Raw genomic sequence first — 15561 nt, 5'->3', positions numbered from 1 at the left:
TAAGAACTATAGTCTAAAGCTCTCTTTCGGAAGTTCGACGAGACTTAAGAATATAGCTGCGTTGCCCGCTATGCTCTTTTCCATATAATCTATCCTAACTTTATCAATTGGTCTGTGGCAATACTGTTCCTGCATTGGAGAATACCCTATAGCTGGCTTCTTGTCAGTTCCACATATTTTAGACAGATCAGTTCCAAAATCCCAGTATCCATATTTTACAGGTTGCCCGACACATTTTAAAGCAGTTGAAGCTGCGTACACAAAGGGATGGCCTTTGTCAATTTTCCACGCTTCTTTCATATTTGGAACTTTAGCTGATTTTCCTGTGTAAGATGTTCTTGTTTGTGTAGATATTTCAACAGTTGCTTTAAATTCTGGGTCTTCTTTTGAGAGCCTATCTACTAAGTCTTGTATCTCCTTTAGACAACTTTCAGGAGTTTCCCCAGGTATGAATCTCCTATCATATATTACATGGCACCTATCTGGAACTATGCATAAAGCACCGGGAGTACAATCAATTATGGTAAGTGCAATACTAGAACTTCCCAAATTCTTATCTTTAGGGAAACATGGTGCAAGATCCGATTCAACTCTTTCAATTAATTTACTGGCCTTGTTAACTGCGTTAATCCCTAGCCATGGTGCACTGCCGTGAGAAGTTCTTCCATGAACAGTAATTTTTATTTCGACTCTACCCCTGTGACCAAGATACAGTTTCAAAGCAGTTGCTTCTGAGGATACGACACCATCATAAGATAATCCACGCTTAGGTAGAGTTTCATCTATTAACTTTATCATACCAAGCATCTCTGCAGGCTCTTCTAAAACTACCCCAGTAAACATGAAATTACCTTTGAATTTGTAACCAAGTTTTCTTAATTTCAATAGTAATGCACCTGCATAAATCTGAGTCGCTCCACCTCCTTTAACATCAGATGCAGCTCTACCGTGAATGACTTGGGCAGTTTCTTTTTCATTGCAATCTTGATTTTCTACTTCTACAAAGTCAATTTCTGCACCGTATGGGTCATATCCCATCCATTCTGATAAATCTCCTGGATCTACATGATCTAAATGAGAATTATACATTATTGTAGGCCCATCTTCTGTTCCTCTTATCAGACCTACTACATTCCCCCATTCATCTCTAAAATATTCGTCATATTCTAATTTTTTCATTTCTTCTAAGTATAAATCTGCAACAGCTTTTTCATTTCCGGATATTGAAGGAGTTCTGATTAACTTACGACAGAATTTAAATGAGGAATCTTTTAGTTCGTTTGTCAATTTTTTTATTTCATCTGAAGGTATATTGTGTAAAGATATAGTGCTTGATTGTGTTTTATATGCATCCTTTTGAATCATTTTTTCACCTTTCCATTTAACATATTGTTAACAAAAGAGGATAAATAGAAATAATCCTCCAAAATAAAACTATACTTCTGCCCATGTGTTGGGTAATAGAGGTAAAAATAAGAAAAGAGTATTTATTAGTTAAGGTCAAAAAATGACAAACTTAGGCCATTTAAATAAAATTAGACAATGGGAATGGTTATTCAAATCTAAACTCTTTTATAACAATCTCAGATTCTCCTTCTCCCGATGGATTTATCCCCTATTCCATTTATTGTTTTTGACTCAACTACTCACCATTCAAGTAGAATTCTAAATTTAGATTGAGATATTTAGTCTCCATATTGTTGATTTTAACACATTTTCATCCCTATTAGGGTTTTTAGGGGCCCAAGTTAAATCTGTAACCTGAATGTTAGATTTATCATTCTGAGCATATATTGAGTATATAGAAATAAAACTAGGAAAAGATATCAAAAAATGAGAAATATAATTTGTATTAATTGATTCATTTTTACATCCTTAAAACTATTTCTCTTCGTCTAAAGTGTATTCAATGTTTTTTATTCTTTCCCCGCATTTTGGGCATCTATAAGTTACTGTAGCAAGTGAACAACATATCCTTTCAATTCTTTCAATATCTCTTTCTGTATTGCATTGGCAAAATTTATTCTTAAAAGATATCATGAAATAATACTCTTAATTAACTTCCACTACGCTCATTGCCTTTTGAGGGCATCTCCTAACGCATCCTCCAAGGCCGTCACATGATTCTTCATCTATTACAGCCTTACCAGATTCAAGAGACACGACTTTCAAAGGACATATGACTGAGCAGATCCCGCATCCATTACATTTTTCGTTATCAACTTTTACTATTTTTCTCATATTCTCACCTTAAAATAATGAAAAGAAGATTTGTATTCCATATATAATAGTTCTTACTTTAGATTTTTTAAAATATAATTATTATTTATTTCATCTATTGGGTTATTTTTTGTTTTAGTTATATTAAAAATATATTTTTAGATTTTAATGCATAAATATGTGGCGAAAAAATCACTCTTATACTCTTTATATTCGATATTAAATCCTGCTTTTTGGAGTAATTCTTCCATTACCCAGTCCATTGTAGAAAACTCTTGACTTATGTGATTTAACATGCTCTTTTTCATTTTACTATCGTTTGTTTGATTAGTCCATTTTTCAATAGCGTCTTCAAAATTATCAATATCAAATGAAAAAACGACATCATGAAGATAAAATTTACCTTTAGTTTTAAGCATAGAACTAATATTTCTTAAGGCGATTAATTTCCAGAAATCGGGCAAATGGTGTAAAGCTATACTTGAAACGACTATATCTACAGGTTCATCTTTATGTTTATATGATAAAAATCCTGAATTGATAAAAGAAATATTATTTATCCTCCGATTGATGGCCTTATTTTTTGCATATTGAAGCATATTATTAGATACATCGATTGCAATAACTTTTTTACACTTTTTTGCTGCTTCTATGGAAAATTCGCCCGTTCCACAACCTATTTCAATGATTATATCTTCTTTTTTGAGGTCAATTTGATTAAGTGTGTTTTCAATTTCTTTTTGTATATCCCTTAATTTACTCATTCTTTCATCATATATCTTAATTTCTTCAAGATCGTTATAGTCTGTACCAAGACTTTTGAATTCATTAAAATAATAATTTTCATTGTAATCTATTTTCATGATATTACCATTTTGAATCGTGTATTTTAAGGTGATATCCTATTCGATCAAGAGATATCTTCAATATAGGGAGCAACACAAATATCCCTAAGATTATATCTAAAGATGGCAAATAAAGAGGTGAACATAAAAATAATGCACCGCCTAAAAAATCTACCTGATCGAGAGGTTTCCAGGATTCACCAGGTTTTTTGCCAATTCTTCTTTTTACAATACTTTTAATGAAATCGCCAAACATTGCACCACTGCCCATTAGTAATCCCCATAAGGGCCAGTTAATTTTTGAGTAATCTATTAGAGAAATGCTATTTATAAATGGTTCAAAATAAACAATTTTTTGAATAAGAACTATTATTGTTGAAAGAAAAATCGCAGCAAATAATCCGCGATATGTTTTATTTTTTCCTGCAATGGGGATATTCCTAAAGTTCCTATCAAAGTCTATAGGCGTAGAAAATCTATCTTTGAATAATCTTTTTGCAAATACTGGGGCCATGTTGCCCACGTAGGCTGGCAAAATAAACCATATACAAGAGAGGGCATATGAGGAGATATTTTCGATGTATATTTGAATCATTTAGACCTCTTTACCTAAAAAGGTAATTTGTAAATATAACTAAGTGGATTGTATTTTGGATTAATAATTGATTTCATTTCGGTATCTACTTCTTTGTATTTTAAATAAATGGCTGATTGTTCAATTAATGTGACGGCACCCAATGAAAGGATCAGATACAAAAATGGCCCATAGTTATTAACGAAAAACATTACAGGAAGGAATAAATAATAAGCCCTAGCAAAAGTCTTTCCCGAATATAAGTGTAACCTTGGCTTTCCTTTATGTACCCCATAAAAAAGTATTCTTTCGATGGCATATATGGTCAAAAATACTATAAATATCGCTAAATTATCGAGCATTATTTCAGGTTTTAATAAATACATAAATGCAAGTCCTGATAAAAGCAATAGTTCATCAGCTAGATTATCAAGAAAGGAACCAAGCTCTGAAGTCAGATTAAATCTTCTTGCTATTGGCCCGTCTATATAATCTGAAATTGAACATATGTAAAAAAATATTGTAAACAAAAATAATTCTTTTGAAGACGCGAAGTAAAGTAAAAATGGAGCTAAAACAAACCTTATCGAAGTAATCATATTAGGTATAGATTTAAAATCGTTAATAACAGAAGCTGGCATAGGCAATAATCTTAAATTGAAGTTAAAAGATTAACTGAAATAAATTATAAAATTATTCGCCCCTTATAAACCTCAGAATGAAAGCTGAACCTTTTGGCAAATTTTCTTCAACTTCTATTTTTGCACCATATCTTTCAAGAGTTTTTTTCACAATATACAATCCCAATCCAGCTCCTTTATTTTTACCATAAGATATCCCTTCATCAAAGATTTTACTCTTTATTTCTGAGGGAATGCCAATACCATAATCAACAAACACAATTTCACAATAATCTTTGACCTTTCTTATTTTAATGTCAATTCTATTGGAATTACCATGTATAACAGCGTTTCTAATTATATTATCAAAAACAGAACTAATCGCTTCATCAGCCAAAACTATACAATTTCCACATACTTTAATTTTAATATCAGAATAATTTTTTGAAATCTCGATTAATATATTTTTAACATCATAGCTTTTTAATTCAAACCCAGTTGAAACTAAGGATTCAAGTTCCTTCATTCTATTGATTAATTTTGCACTTTTTTGGATATATTCAAAAGCTTTGGTAATTTTATCTTTGTCTTCTGTTTTTATCATCTCAATATTGGCACTTATTACCATTAGATTATTGAGAGTATCATGTCTTAGAATTTTATTCAGTAATCTTAAAGTATCATTTAATTCAATAATTTTATTTTCAGCCAATTTTTTTTCATTTATATCGATTCCAAATTCCATTACAAGTTTGTTACCATCTGAATCTGTATAAGGATAATCATAAATATCATATATTTTTCCATCTTTTTGTTTTCTTTCACATTTTTCTGGAACTCCTGTTTCAAATATTCTAATCACAGGACAACAATTACACGGTTCTTCGGAGCAATCTTTAAATCCATGAAAAATTTCTTGGCATTTTTTTCCTTCTATTTTCCCAAACCTCTCTTTTAAGAAATTATTAGCAAATAATATTGATAAATCTGGAGAATAAACACATACGTATCCTGGAAGTTCATTCATTAGCGAATAAAGATTGTCTTTTTCTTTTTCTAAAGCCTCTTTTATTCTCTTTCTTTCAGAGATATCTCTAAAAATAGAAACTGCACCAGTTATTTTTTTATTCTTATTTATAAATTGAGTTGCAACTTCAAAGTATACTTTGTCACCATCCTTGTTTCTCAAAGTAAGTTCTGTTTTTTCTGATGCTTTCCCACTACGGATTGTTTTAATAAAAAGTTTAATTAAATTAGGTAATTGTTCAATATCTATTAACTTCAAATCTCTAAAGTTTTTTCCGACAATTTCCCCCCTCTCATACCCAAGGATATCCTTAACTTTAGAATTCGTGTCGATTATAGTACCATGATTGTCTACATAGGTTATTATATCTGCTGTAGCTTCAAAAATTGATCTAAATTTTTCTTCATTTTCCAAAATTATTTCGTTGACCTTTTTCCTTTCGGTGACATCTCTCACTATTGCCTGTAAATACTTTCCTTTGTATAAGTTAATTACATTAAGACTAACTTCTGTGTCAACAAAAGACCCATCTGATTTTATATGTCTCCATTCAAAAAATTGTGGAATGCCTTCCAATGCAGCTTCAATTTTTTCTTTAGCTTTTGTTTTTGATCTCTTGCCGTCAGGTTGTATTGGTGGAGAAATATCATAAGGCGTTTTTCCAATTATTTCTTCTTTCCTATAACCTAAAATATTTGAAGTTTTAGAATTGCAATCAATGAAAAATCCATTCTGAAGAAGAAAAATAGGATCACTTGCATTTTCAAAAAGAGTTCTATATTTCTCTTCACTTTCTTTTAGTTTATCTTCTATTTTTTTCCTTTCTGTTATATTTCTAATAAATCCATAAAATATTTTATTATCTTTAGTATCTTCTATTATCTTGGTATTAAATTCACAGTCAATAATTTCCCCATTTTTCTTTTTTAATTTTACGGGAAAGTCTTTTAAAAATCCTTGTTTTTCTAGAACATTTACTATATTTGGCCTATCGTCTGGATTAGCATATAGTTTAATTATATTCATGCCGAGTATTTCATCTCTTGGATACCCAAACAAATCTAATGTCGAATTATTAACAAAAAATATTGTTCCATCTTTTGCATTGATACATATTGCTTCGTTAATATTTTCAAAAATAGAAAAATAATCCTCTAAATTAATCCCATCTCTTGGAATACTAAATTTATTATCCATAAAATCATTAAGACCATACAATTTATGAATCTAAATAACTTAATATTCTTCGATTAAACTATATATTAAGTTATCTCTAAATATTGAATAAATCGCAAAAAGATAAAAATAAATGTTAATCTTTAAATTTTTCAAAAATTATTGTGCAGGGATTTTCTAATATAAATTCAAAATCATATTTATATTTTAATGAATCGCCATCATTATTAAAATCCATTGCACCTAAAAGAGTAATCGCCCTTAGACAAGCTAGCTCCTTCTTTTCATGATTCAATCTTCCACAATGTTCCTTATAGGGGCATCTTAATGCACTAAATAAAAATTTATTGTCATCTCCGATCATATCAAAATCCTCTTCGTTCATAAAATTAGATTTTACAAGAGCCTGGATAAACATCTTTGAAGTATTGTATGGGCTTAATCCTTTTTGAAACTCAATTCCAAGATCATTCCATGATTCGATGAAGGGTCTAATGGCTATTGCCCCCCATTTTCTATAGAAAAGTTTGGGTTTATCAAAAAATAAGTTAGCTGTATCTTCTACTCCATAGAGCCATGCATTCATTATTACTCCGACATATTTTAATCGTTTTTCAGTTTCCATTTTTATCCCCAAAAAATATGGATACTTTGTTAAAATAAAAATATTATTTAAATGTTGGCATGCTTCAAGATAAATTTTATTAATTGCAACAAATTAAGAATCGGTATGGAAAAAATTGATTTTAAAAAAATGTTGAAAAATCTATATTTGCCAAATCAAAAAAATTTTTCAATTGTTAATATTCCAAAGATGAATTTTCTAACAATTGTCGGAAAAGGAAATCCAAATACCTCAAATGATTTCCAAGAAGCTATAGATGTACTATATGGAGTTTCTTACTCAATTAAAATGAGCCCAAAAAAAGGGAATGTTCCAAAAGGCTATTTTGAATATGTTGTTCCTCCTTTAGAAGGGCTTTGGTGGATAAGTGGTGAGGAATTCAATCTAAATAATAAGGACAGATTTGAATGGAAATTAATGATCATGCAACCGGAATTTGTGAATCAAGACTTAGTTAAATTAGCTATCGAATTATCAAAGAAAAATAAAGATACTCCTTCTATTGATAAACTAAAATTTGAATCTTATGAAGAGGGCCTTTCTGCCCAAATATTACACGTTGGCTCCTATGATGCTGAAAAAGAAACAATTGAAAAAATGAAAGAATTTATTAAGAATAATTCTCTTATTAAAAATGGTCTTCATCATGAAATATATCTCTCAGACCCTAGAAAAACTTCTCCAGAGAAGATTAAGACAGTGTTAAGACAGCCTGTTAAGAAAATATAATCAAGCTTGGAATTCAGAGATTTTTGAGAATGCTAAAGCAACAATCTGCTCATTACCTGACTTTGCCCCATAATCAATTGCCAAACTAAAAGATTCTATTGCTTCTTTTCTTAGATTCATATTATCTAATGAAATCCCCCTTAGGTAATAGGTCTCTGATATATGGTATGAATTTTCTGAATCAAAGTATTCTAATCCTTTGTTAAGGTATTCCAAGGATTTAGAATAATCTTTAAGCTCTTTTAAAGCGTGGCCAATCCCATTATAGGATTTTAAGATAATCTCATTATCCTGTGCTTTTGCTCCACACTCTATTGCTTTTTTGTTGTATTCAACCATTTCCTTAAAATTGGTTAATTCCCCAAAAATCAATCCGATGCTATAATAGGCCCAAGACATACCACGGTAATTATCAATCATTTTGTGGTATTCAAGTGCTTTTTTAAAACATTCAATGGCTTCAATATAATTTTTCTGATTGTCATAAACAATGCCCATATTATGATATGCCATGGCCGCTTCTTTTATTTTTTTATTTTTTAGAGAATCTTCTATGTATTCCTCATATAATTTAATTGCTCTTTCATATTCGCCCTCGGCCATGTATTTGTTAGCTTCATTCAATTTCATATTCTCTTTTTCAATTTTATTTTCATCCATATTAACTACAACAGTTGAAGAAATATAACTTTTTGGTATAAGTTTATTAAGTATAAAATTAATATGTTAACTATAGAATAAATGGGTGAAATAAAATGGAATTTGAAAAATTAGGTTCATTTTATCTAGGTAAAGAATATGACATGAACACTAACTCGCTAAAAGACAGTTTAGTGATGTATGATTCAAGAGATCTTACCACTCATGCAGTATGTATTGGTATGACTGGAAGTGGAAAAACCGGTCTTTGTATTGATTTATTGGAAGAGGCTGCAATTGATAATATACCTGCAATAATAATTGATCCAAAAGGAGATATAACAAATTTACTATTAACTTTTCCAGAATTAACAAAAGAAAATTTTTCTTCATGGGTGGACCCTGATGAAGCAAATAGAAAAGGAATGAGTACTGAAGAATATGCTGCTCAACAAGCAGAGATGTGGAAAAAGGGATTGGCAGATTGGGGGCAAGATGAAAATAGAATTAAAATGTTACGTGAGAACGTTGATTTCGTCATATATACGCCAGGAAGTGAGGCAGGTGCTCCTGTTTCAATATTACATTCTTTTGATGCACCTTCACTTAGTTGGGAGGATGATTCAGAACTTATTAGAGAACAAATACAGGGGATTGTTAGTGGTATATTAGGTTTGATTGGAGTTGAAGCAGATCCTATTAATTCACGCGAACATATTTTACTATCAAATATATTCGAACATTTCTGGAGCAAAAATCAAAACTTGGACATAGCAAAACTGATTCTTTCAATTCAGGACCCGCCTTTTAGAACTTTAGGCGTTTTTGAAATCGACACATTTTTTCCAAAAAAAGATAGAATGGCCTTATCAATGAGACTCAATAGTCTTATAGCATCGCCAACCTTCAAAAACTGGCTTGAAGGCCAACCACTAGACATTTCTAGATTCATCACAAACGAAGATGGAAAAATAAGGCATTCTATATTTTACATTGCACATTTGAGTGATTCAGAAAGAATGTTCTTTGTAACACTCTTACTTAATCAAATTATATCTTGGATGAGAAAACAAAGTGGAACTAATAGTCTTAGAACTCTGGTCTATATGGATGAGATATTTGGATATTTTCCTCCAGTTTCTAATCCTCCAAGTAAAAAGCCACTTCTTACCTTATTAAAACAAGCTAGGGCCTTTGGAGTAGGGATTGTATTGGCAACGCAAAACCCCGTAGATTTAGATTACAAGGGATTAACTAATACTGGAACATGGTTTATAGGTCGACTTCAAACAGAAAGGGATAAAATGAGATTACTTGAAGGGCTAGATACAATAAGCTCTAGCTCAAATGAGTTATTAAATAAAGAGCAAATAGACAAACTAATCTCAAATCTAGGGAAAAGAGTATTTATTCTCCACAGCGTTCATTCGAAGAACCCAATCATTTTCCAAACAAGATGGGCAATGAGTTATCTTAGAGGGCCAATGACCAAGAATGAAATAAAAACAATAATGAAAGATAAAGTTCAAGAAATAAAAATAACTCCCTCTATTAAACCACTAGTTCCGGAAATAACTTCAAATAAAATTTCTGGAGCTCCGCCTACAATTTCCGGCGATATTCAACAGGTATATTTGCCTTTAATTAAGAGTTCAACGCTTGCCATACAGGAAATAAAAAACAAATATCAAAAAGATATTTCGCTCGGAGAACCGTCTCTTGTATATTCCCCAGGAGTTATAGGAAAAGCAGTAATTCATTTTCAAGATAAGAATACTCAATTAAACGAAGACCAAGAAAGAAATTTAATTTTATTTCCATCTGAAATTATGAATTGGGACAAAGCTCAAGAAATTAACTTATCAAGTCTTCAAACAAATCCAGAAGGAAAAGCAAAATTCTCCGAAGTTCCTGGAAATATCAACGATCCTAGGGACTTTAATGAATTAAAGAAAAGCTTTACAGATTTCTTATTTTACAACAGTAATTTCAAATTGTATCACAGCCCATTATTAAAAATATATTCAAAATCTAATGAAACTAAATCAGACTTTATTCTAAAATTAAATCAGATTGCAAGAGAAACAAGAGATGAAGAAGTTGACAAAATCGAACAAAAATATGCTAAGGAGTTAGAAAAGCTCAAGGTAAAATTAAGTAAATCTCAAGATGTGTTGATTAAGAAACAATCCGCTGCAAGTTCCCTTAAACAAGAAGCTTTGTTATCTGCAGGAGAATCAGTAGTTGGTATGTTTATGGGAAGACGTTCCACTAGATCTGCATCTAAAGCAATGAACAAATACCAAAAAAGCAAAACAGTTGCTGCCGACATTGATAAGGCACAAAGGGACATAGACTCGATTAAAAAAGAAATGGATTCATTAGAAAATGAACTCAAAATTCAAATTGAAAAAATAAAACAAAAAAGAGAAAATGAAATAAAAGAAATAAATGAAGTTATAATTCAGCCAAAAAAATCGGACATAGAAATCAAAATGGTTTCATTAGTTTGGATTCCAAAATGGGAAATATCTTACAATGAAAATGGAAATAAAAAAATGGAAATTATACCTGCATATTATTGAAATTTGATTTTTAATAGTTAGATTTATAAGTATCAAAAATAAATAATAAATGGTGGAAATATGACAAAATTTGAAGTATATAAAGATAAATCAGGTGAATACAGATTTAGATTAAAAGCTGGAAACGGTCAGGTTATAGCAGTAAGTGAAGGATATAAATCCAAGACTTCATGCATGAACGGAATTGAAAGTGTAAAGAAGAATGCACCTGCCGCAGAAATTGTTGAAATAGAAAAATAATATTTGTTTTTACTCATATATTTTTAATATTTATTTCTTCTATTTGCTGCATTATTTTAGTAAGATCTTTAGATACCCAAGGTTTTTCAATGAAAAACTTAACTGAAGCTTTGGTTGATGCTTCTTCTTTTAGGACGCTGTTTGGATATGCAGTAATCAATATTCTTGTTGTTTTTGGGTATTTTTCTTTTATATAACTAAGAAAACTAATCCCGTCCATACCTGGAAGTCTGTAGTCTGATATGACTAAGCAGAAATTTCTTTCTTTAAGCTGTTCTATCCCTGCCTCAGCAGTTTTAGCAATAATAACTTTATTGGATAAATTGCAATGCTTGAGTGACAAGAATAAGCTAACTAACGTTTCTGGATCATCATCTACAACTAAAATATTATTTGATTCAGAATGCTCTTTATCAATATTATATACTTCCACTTTTGACTCGGAAACATTGGTATCAACTAAAACATCTTCTTCTAAAAGAAAATCTTTTGGATCCAATTGAGTTTTATCAGGGCCCAATATATGATCTTTTTTAATCTTTATATCAAAGACTAGTCCACCGCTCATTTCATTAATATCTGAACCTAGTGTTTCATTTGATTTAATTATGTCTAAAGTTCCACCTTTGTATTGAAGCAACTTATTAATCGAATTTAAATCAATTTTTGATTTTGATATGCCATCACTAAGCATGGCATCAACACATTCTTTTGAAATTTCTCCACCAATTAAGTTGATATTAATATGAATAGTTTCCTCTGTTTCAAATGTCTTAAGATGAAGCTCTCCTGAATTCATTAGTTCTATAGTTTTTAACAAAATACATATAATGCTATAATTCAATTGATGAAAATTAAAATGCACTAATGGCAATTCTGAGAATTCTTCTCGAATAGTGTACCTATTTTTTAAATGATCTTGTAAAATTATTAAGCTAGCATTTACAACTTCATTAACATCAATCAATGTTATATCTTCTTCAAAAGAAACAAGTCTTCTAAAGGCTTTGGATATAAGGTCAATTCTTTTAGTACTGTTCATATTTAGGCTAATCAATTTATCAAGACGTTCAAATTTTGAATCCTCGATGTTCTTTTTCGCACATTCTTCTTTTAATTTATGAATTTCTTCTTTTAGTAATGCCGACACTATATTGTGAATTCTTGGGGTGCTAGTTTTTTTTAATGAAGAGAGTTTTTCTATATGATTAATTAAATTAAGATTAATTTTGTTTTCATTTATTTCTTTTTTTAATGTGCCCATTTCTTGTTGTAATAGCTCAGCGCTTGCCAAGGCTGAAGCTAAAGAATTATTAATCTCATGGATTATTCCAGGGATCAAGTCTACAATAATCGATTCTCTAGATAAATCTTCTATTTTTGTGCCCGAATCTAGATAATCTTTATCAAATAACACTTTCATTTTCTTATCCTTGATGTTCGTCTTATACTTATTCGCTTTTCATATATTTAAAGATATGGAAAAAAATAGGAAAAATATGGAAAACCTAATAAGAATTAGTTTTCAAATATATAAACTTTTCGTATTGTTATTGATTATCAATAGTTAAAAATATTTTAAATTGTTGAATTATTCATTGATAGATTTTAAGTTATTTATAAGGATTATATATTATTTATAAATACTAGTTTATGATAATAAAATAGCTATAAACCACAAAATTTATAAATAATATTTATATTAGATGTCCTATGGCATCTAAACCACATAGTGACTTAGAATTAATAAACGAAGTCAAGACGCTTATCGATGAAGTTATAGACAAAGTGCCACAAAAAAAAGATATGGGAATGGCAAACTTAGGCTCAGTAGTTGTTTTCAGTTTGGGATGTATTATAGGTTTTGAAATGTTTGTTTTCAATCTTTTCATGACATCTACAGTAATGCTCAGTGTTATTCTCCTTGGATTCTTTTTTATAATAGGATTTTTAATGGGCATGTATATTGAAAAAGTCGATTCTATACATAAATCTTCTAATCCAACATACTCAATCTATTAATCCAACAGCAAACTTTTTATTAACAATTTAATTATTATTTTTTATGATTATAATAAAAGCAGGCGGCTCAGCAATTACTAAAAAAAGTGAAGATTTTACTCCCAATATGGAAGTAATCTCTAGATTGGCCCAAGAAATAAAAGAAGCTGGGAGGGTTTCTATACTGGTTCACGGTGCAGGTTCTTATGGCCATCCTATTGCAAAAAAATACTCCCTTGGCAAAGGTTATTTTGATGAATATCAGCTTAAAGGTTTTTCCGAGACAAGAGCTAGCGTTAGTGAACTTGATAGTATTGTACTCAAATCTCTTATGCAAAATGGATTAACTCCTGTGAAAATAGGTACTTTTTCTAACTTTATTACATCAAATGGCAGAATTGTTGAATTTCATAAAGAGCCCTTATTGAGGGCAATAGAACTTGGGTTACTCCCGGTATTTACAGGAGATCTAGTTTTTGATAGAAATAGGGTATTCTCAATATTATCTGGGGACCAAATAGTATCCTACCTATCAAAACTATTAAAACCCTCAAGAGTTGTATTTGGAACAGATGTAGATGGCATATATACAGGAGACCCAAAGAAAGATGATGTTAAATTGATTGAAAATATAACGGAAGAAAATATCAAAGAAGTATTTAAGTTTGCCAAGGATACAGGAGATGCTTCTGGAGGTATGGAAGGCAAATTCTCTGAAATCCTACCAATATTTGACATGGGAATAGAAATAGATGTGATTAATTTAACTAAAAAGGGCAATTTAGCGGAAACTCTGAGGGGAAATGTTAAAGGAACAATAATTAAAAAGAAAAATCTTTCAAAATAATTCAAATATTTTAATAAATATCTGTTTTCCTATTTTAAAAGTAAAACAATTCTCCCTAAACAGATATATAAAAATTTATTAACAATTATTTATGACTTCCCTTGAAAAAATAATTCATCTTGTAACTCAAAGTGGATATGATTGTATAGGTGATGAAGGGAAAGTATTTGGAGATATTGATTTATCTAAGATAGATGCCCTTGGACAAGGAACTAAACACGATATTTGTACATCTTCTTCAACTAAAAGAGTTGTAAATAAAAATGAAGTTTTAGGGGATGTAACGAAATCTGGAATTTGCCATTCTTTTACGGCAAACGGGCGTTGTGTTTCTATGTTCAAAACTCTTTTTACAAATTATTGTACTCACGATTGTAAATATTGCCAAAATTCAAAAGAATACCGAGGGCATAAAACTGTTTACTCTTATACCCCAGAAGAGTTAGCAAAAATAACAATATCACTCTATAAGGGAAATTACATAGAGGGTCTTTTCTTAAGTTCTGGGATTAGTTCAGACGAAGATCTTACAACGGAAAAGATGATCGAAACTCTAAAAATTTTGAAAGACAAATATAATTTTGCAGGTTATATTCACTTTAAGGTCTTGCCCGGAGTTTCTTACGAATATATCAAACAAGCATCTGAAATGGCCGATAGATTGAGTGTAAATATTGAAACTCCTTCAAACGCCCACCTTTCAGAGTTAAGTAGTACAAAAAATTATGTAAATGATATATTAAGAAGACAATATTATATAAAAAAATTGGAATTAAAAAAAGAGCTCCCAGCCGGCCAGACAACACAACTAGTAGTAGGTGCTTGTGGAGAAAGTGATCTTGAAATATTCAAAAGAGTTCTAAAAGAATACAGAGAAATGACGTTGAAAAGAGTATATTATTCCGTATTTAATCCTGTAATTGGGACTTCACTAGAAGAAGTATCTGCACAACCTACATGGCGAGAACATAGGCTTTATCAAATGGACTGGTTATACAGAGTATACAATTTTTCTGAAAAAGAAATTAAAATAGCATTTGATGAAGAAGGATTTCTCAATAATAAAGATCCTAAACTTTTCATTGCCTTAAAGATGCTTGATTCTGCGATTGACCCAAATGAGGCTTCTTATGATGAACTTCTAAGAGTTCCGGGAATAGGGCCAAAGAGTGCATATAGAATCGTCAACTATAGAAAAAAGAGTAAAATTTACAAAAGGGAGCAACTTCATAATTTGGGAGTTAGGGTCAAAAATGCCACGCCTTTTTTAAAAATCAATGGGGGCGAATACTTTAGAATTGACAGGTGGATAGAATGCAAAAGTCACTAAGTGTATCAGAATATCTTTCAATGAATAAGAATGTTTCTCCAATTCTTATAGAAAAATCAACAAAAGTATCGTGGTACGAATTGAATATTTCGGCTGATCCAGA

Annotated in this window: 16 protein-coding genes; 6 read left to right on the top strand and 10 right to left on the bottom strand. The window is 30.5% G+C overall.

Features of this window, described 5'->3' with window-relative positions:
- Nucleotides 1–6: 6 nt before the first annotated feature.
- The 8 genes from HPY60_06820 to HPY60_06785 form a co-directional block, all read right to left on the bottom strand.
- Nucleotides 7–1365, bottom strand: a complete 1359-nt coding sequence (locus tag HPY60_06820; protein ID NPV50891.1) for a M20/M25/M40 family metallo-hydrolase — start codon at nt 1363–1365, stop codon at nt 7–9.
- 516 nt (nt 1366–1881) lie between these two features.
- A complete protein-coding gene (locus tag HPY60_06815) occupies nt 1882–2040 on the bottom strand; it encodes a hypothetical protein (GenBank protein NPV50890.1) in 159 nt (52 codons plus the stop codon).
- Between the two features lie 12 nt (nt 2041–2052).
- Entirely contained in the window at nt 2053–2241 is a 189-nt protein-coding gene (locus tag HPY60_06810) for a 4Fe-4S binding protein (protein ID NPV50889.1), read from the bottom strand.
- Nucleotides 2242–2378: 137 nt separating this feature from the next.
- Nucleotides 2379–3083, bottom strand: a complete 705-nt coding sequence (locus HPY60_06805; protein ID NPV50888.1) for a class I SAM-dependent methyltransferase — start codon at nt 3081–3083, stop codon at nt 2379–2381.
- A gap of 4 nt (nt 3084–3087) precedes the next feature.
- Complete coding sequence (locus HPY60_06800) at nt 3088–3660, bottom strand: CDP-archaeol synthase (protein NPV50887.1); 573 nt, start codon at nt 3658–3660, stop codon at nt 3088–3090.
- A 14-nt stretch (nt 3661–3674) separates the two neighbouring features.
- On the bottom strand, nt 3675–4280 hold the full coding sequence (locus HPY60_06795; GenBank protein NPV50886.1) for a CDP-alcohol phosphatidyltransferase family protein: 606 nt from the start codon (nt 4278–4280) through the stop codon (nt 3675–3677).
- A 52-nt stretch (nt 4281–4332) separates the two neighbouring features.
- The gene (locus HPY60_06790) at nt 4333–6483 is read right to left on the bottom strand and encodes a PAS domain S-box protein (GenBank protein ID NPV50885.1); all 2151 of its coding nucleotides are present in this window, start codon (nt 6481–6483) and stop codon (nt 4333–4335) included.
- A gap of 115 nt (nt 6484–6598) precedes the next feature.
- A complete protein-coding gene (locus tag HPY60_06785) occupies nt 6599–7087 on the bottom strand; it encodes a hypothetical protein (GenBank protein NPV50884.1) in 489 nt (162 codons plus the stop codon).
- 105 nt (nt 7088–7192) lie between these two features.
- Between HPY60_06785 and HPY60_06780 the strand changes: the two genes are divergently transcribed.
- On the top strand, nt 7193–7816 hold the full coding sequence (locus tag HPY60_06780; GenBank protein NPV50883.1) for a transcriptional regulator: 624 nt from the start codon (nt 7193–7195) through the stop codon (nt 7814–7816).
- On the opposite strand, the gene HPY60_06775 is transcribed toward HPY60_06780, so the two are convergent.
- Nucleotides 7817–8476, bottom strand: a complete 660-nt coding sequence (locus tag HPY60_06775) for a tetratricopeptide repeat protein (protein NPV50882.1) — start codon at nt 8474–8476, stop codon at nt 7817–7819.
- 95 nt (nt 8477–8571) lie between these two features.
- Between HPY60_06775 and HPY60_06770 the strand changes: the two genes are divergently transcribed.
- Both HPY60_06770 and HPY60_06765 read left to right on the top strand, forming a co-directional pair.
- Complete coding sequence (locus tag HPY60_06770; protein NPV50881.1) at nt 8572–11040, top strand: hypothetical protein; 2469 nt, start codon at nt 8572–8574, stop codon at nt 11038–11040.
- A 60-nt stretch (nt 11041–11100) separates the two neighbouring features.
- Entirely contained in the window at nt 11101–11280 is a 180-nt protein-coding gene (locus HPY60_06765) for a YegP family protein (protein NPV50880.1), read from the top strand.
- 13 nt (nt 11281–11293) lie between these two features.
- Here HPY60_06765 and HPY60_06760 read toward each other — a convergent pair whose 3' ends face one another.
- The gene (locus tag HPY60_06760) at nt 11294–12703 is read right to left on the bottom strand and encodes a response regulator (protein ID NPV50879.1); all 1410 of its coding nucleotides are present in this window, start codon (nt 12701–12703) and stop codon (nt 11294–11296) included.
- Nucleotides 12704–12993: 290 nt separating this feature from the next.
- Between HPY60_06760 and HPY60_06755 the strand changes: the two genes are divergently transcribed.
- The 3 genes from HPY60_06755 (at nt 12994) to HPY60_06745 (ending at nt 15458) form a co-directional block, all read left to right on the top strand.
- The gene (locus HPY60_06755; GenBank protein ID NPV50878.1) at nt 12994–13302 is read left to right on the top strand and encodes a hypothetical protein; all 309 of its coding nucleotides are present in this window, start codon (nt 12994–12996) and stop codon (nt 13300–13302) included.
- A gap of 43 nt (nt 13303–13345) precedes the next feature.
- Entirely contained in the window at nt 13346–14128 is a 783-nt protein-coding gene (locus tag HPY60_06750) for an isopentenyl phosphate kinase family protein (GenBank protein ID NPV50877.1), read from the top strand.
- A gap of 91 nt (nt 14129–14219) precedes the next feature.
- The gene (locus HPY60_06745) at nt 14220–15458 is read left to right on the top strand and encodes a putative DNA modification/repair radical SAM protein (GenBank protein ID NPV50876.1); all 1239 of its coding nucleotides are present in this window, start codon (nt 14220–14222) and stop codon (nt 15456–15458) included.
- Nucleotides 15459–15561 lie beyond the last annotated feature (103 nt).

The organism is Methanofastidiosum sp. (assembly GCA_013178285.1).
Taxonomy (GTDB): domain Archaea; phylum Methanobacteriota_B; class Thermococci; order Methanofastidiosales; family Methanofastidiosaceae; genus Methanofastidiosum.
The sequence above is the reverse complement of the archived record's forward strand: the minus strand, read 5'-3'. Positions and strand labels throughout refer to the sequence as shown.

Excerpts from the sequence above, each read along its gene's own strand:
- HPY60_06820 (NPV50891.1), bottom strand. The coding sequence starts at position 1,365 with ATGATTCAAAAGGATGCATATAAAACACAATCAAGCACTATATCTTTA.
- HPY60_06815 (NPV50890.1), bottom strand. The coding sequence starts at position 2,040 with ATGATATCTTTTAAGAATAAATTTTGCCAATGCAATACAGAAAGAGAT.
- HPY60_06810 (NPV50889.1), bottom strand. The coding sequence starts at position 2,241 with ATGAGAAAAATAGTAAAAGTTGATAACGAAAAATGTAATGGATGCGGG.
- HPY60_06805 (NPV50888.1), bottom strand. The coding sequence starts at position 3,083 with ATGAAAATAGATTACAATGAAAATTATTATTTTAATGAATTCAAAAGT.
- HPY60_06800 (NPV50887.1), bottom strand. The coding sequence starts at position 3,660 with ATGATTCAAATATACATCGAAAATATCTCCTCATATGCCCTCTCTTGT.
- HPY60_06795 (NPV50886.1), bottom strand. The coding sequence starts at position 4,280 with ATGCCAGCTTCTGTTATTAACGATTTTAAATCTATACCTAATATGATT.
- HPY60_06790 (NPV50885.1), bottom strand. The coding sequence starts at position 6,483 with ATGGATAATAAATTTAGTATTCCAAGAGATGGGATTAATTTAGAGGAT.
- HPY60_06785 (NPV50884.1), bottom strand. The coding sequence starts at position 7,087 with ATGGAAACTGAAAAACGATTAAAATATGTCGGAGTAATAATGAATGCA.
- HPY60_06780 (NPV50883.1), top strand. The coding sequence starts at position 7,193 with ATGGAAAAAATTGATTTTAAAAAAATGTTGAAAAATCTATATTTGCCA.
- HPY60_06775 (NPV50882.1), bottom strand. The coding sequence starts at position 8,476 with ATGGATGAAAATAAAATTGAAAAAGAGAATATGAAATTGAATGAAGCT.
- HPY60_06770 (NPV50881.1), top strand. The coding sequence starts at position 8,572 with ATGGAATTTGAAAAATTAGGTTCATTTTATCTAGGTAAAGAATATGAC.
- HPY60_06765 (NPV50880.1), top strand. The coding sequence starts at position 11,101 with ATGACAAAATTTGAAGTATATAAAGATAAATCAGGTGAATACAGATTT.
- HPY60_06760 (NPV50879.1), bottom strand. The coding sequence starts at position 12,703 with ATGAAAGTGTTATTTGATAAAGATTATCTAGATTCGGGCACAAAAATA.
- HPY60_06755 (NPV50878.1), top strand. The coding sequence starts at position 12,994 with ATGGCATCTAAACCACATAGTGACTTAGAATTAATAAACGAAGTCAAG.
- HPY60_06750 (NPV50877.1), top strand. The coding sequence starts at position 13,346 with ATGATTATAATAAAAGCAGGCGGCTCAGCAATTACTAAAAAAAGTGAA.
- HPY60_06745 (NPV50876.1), top strand. The coding sequence starts at position 14,220 with ATGACTTCCCTTGAAAAAATAATTCATCTTGTAACTCAAAGTGGATAT.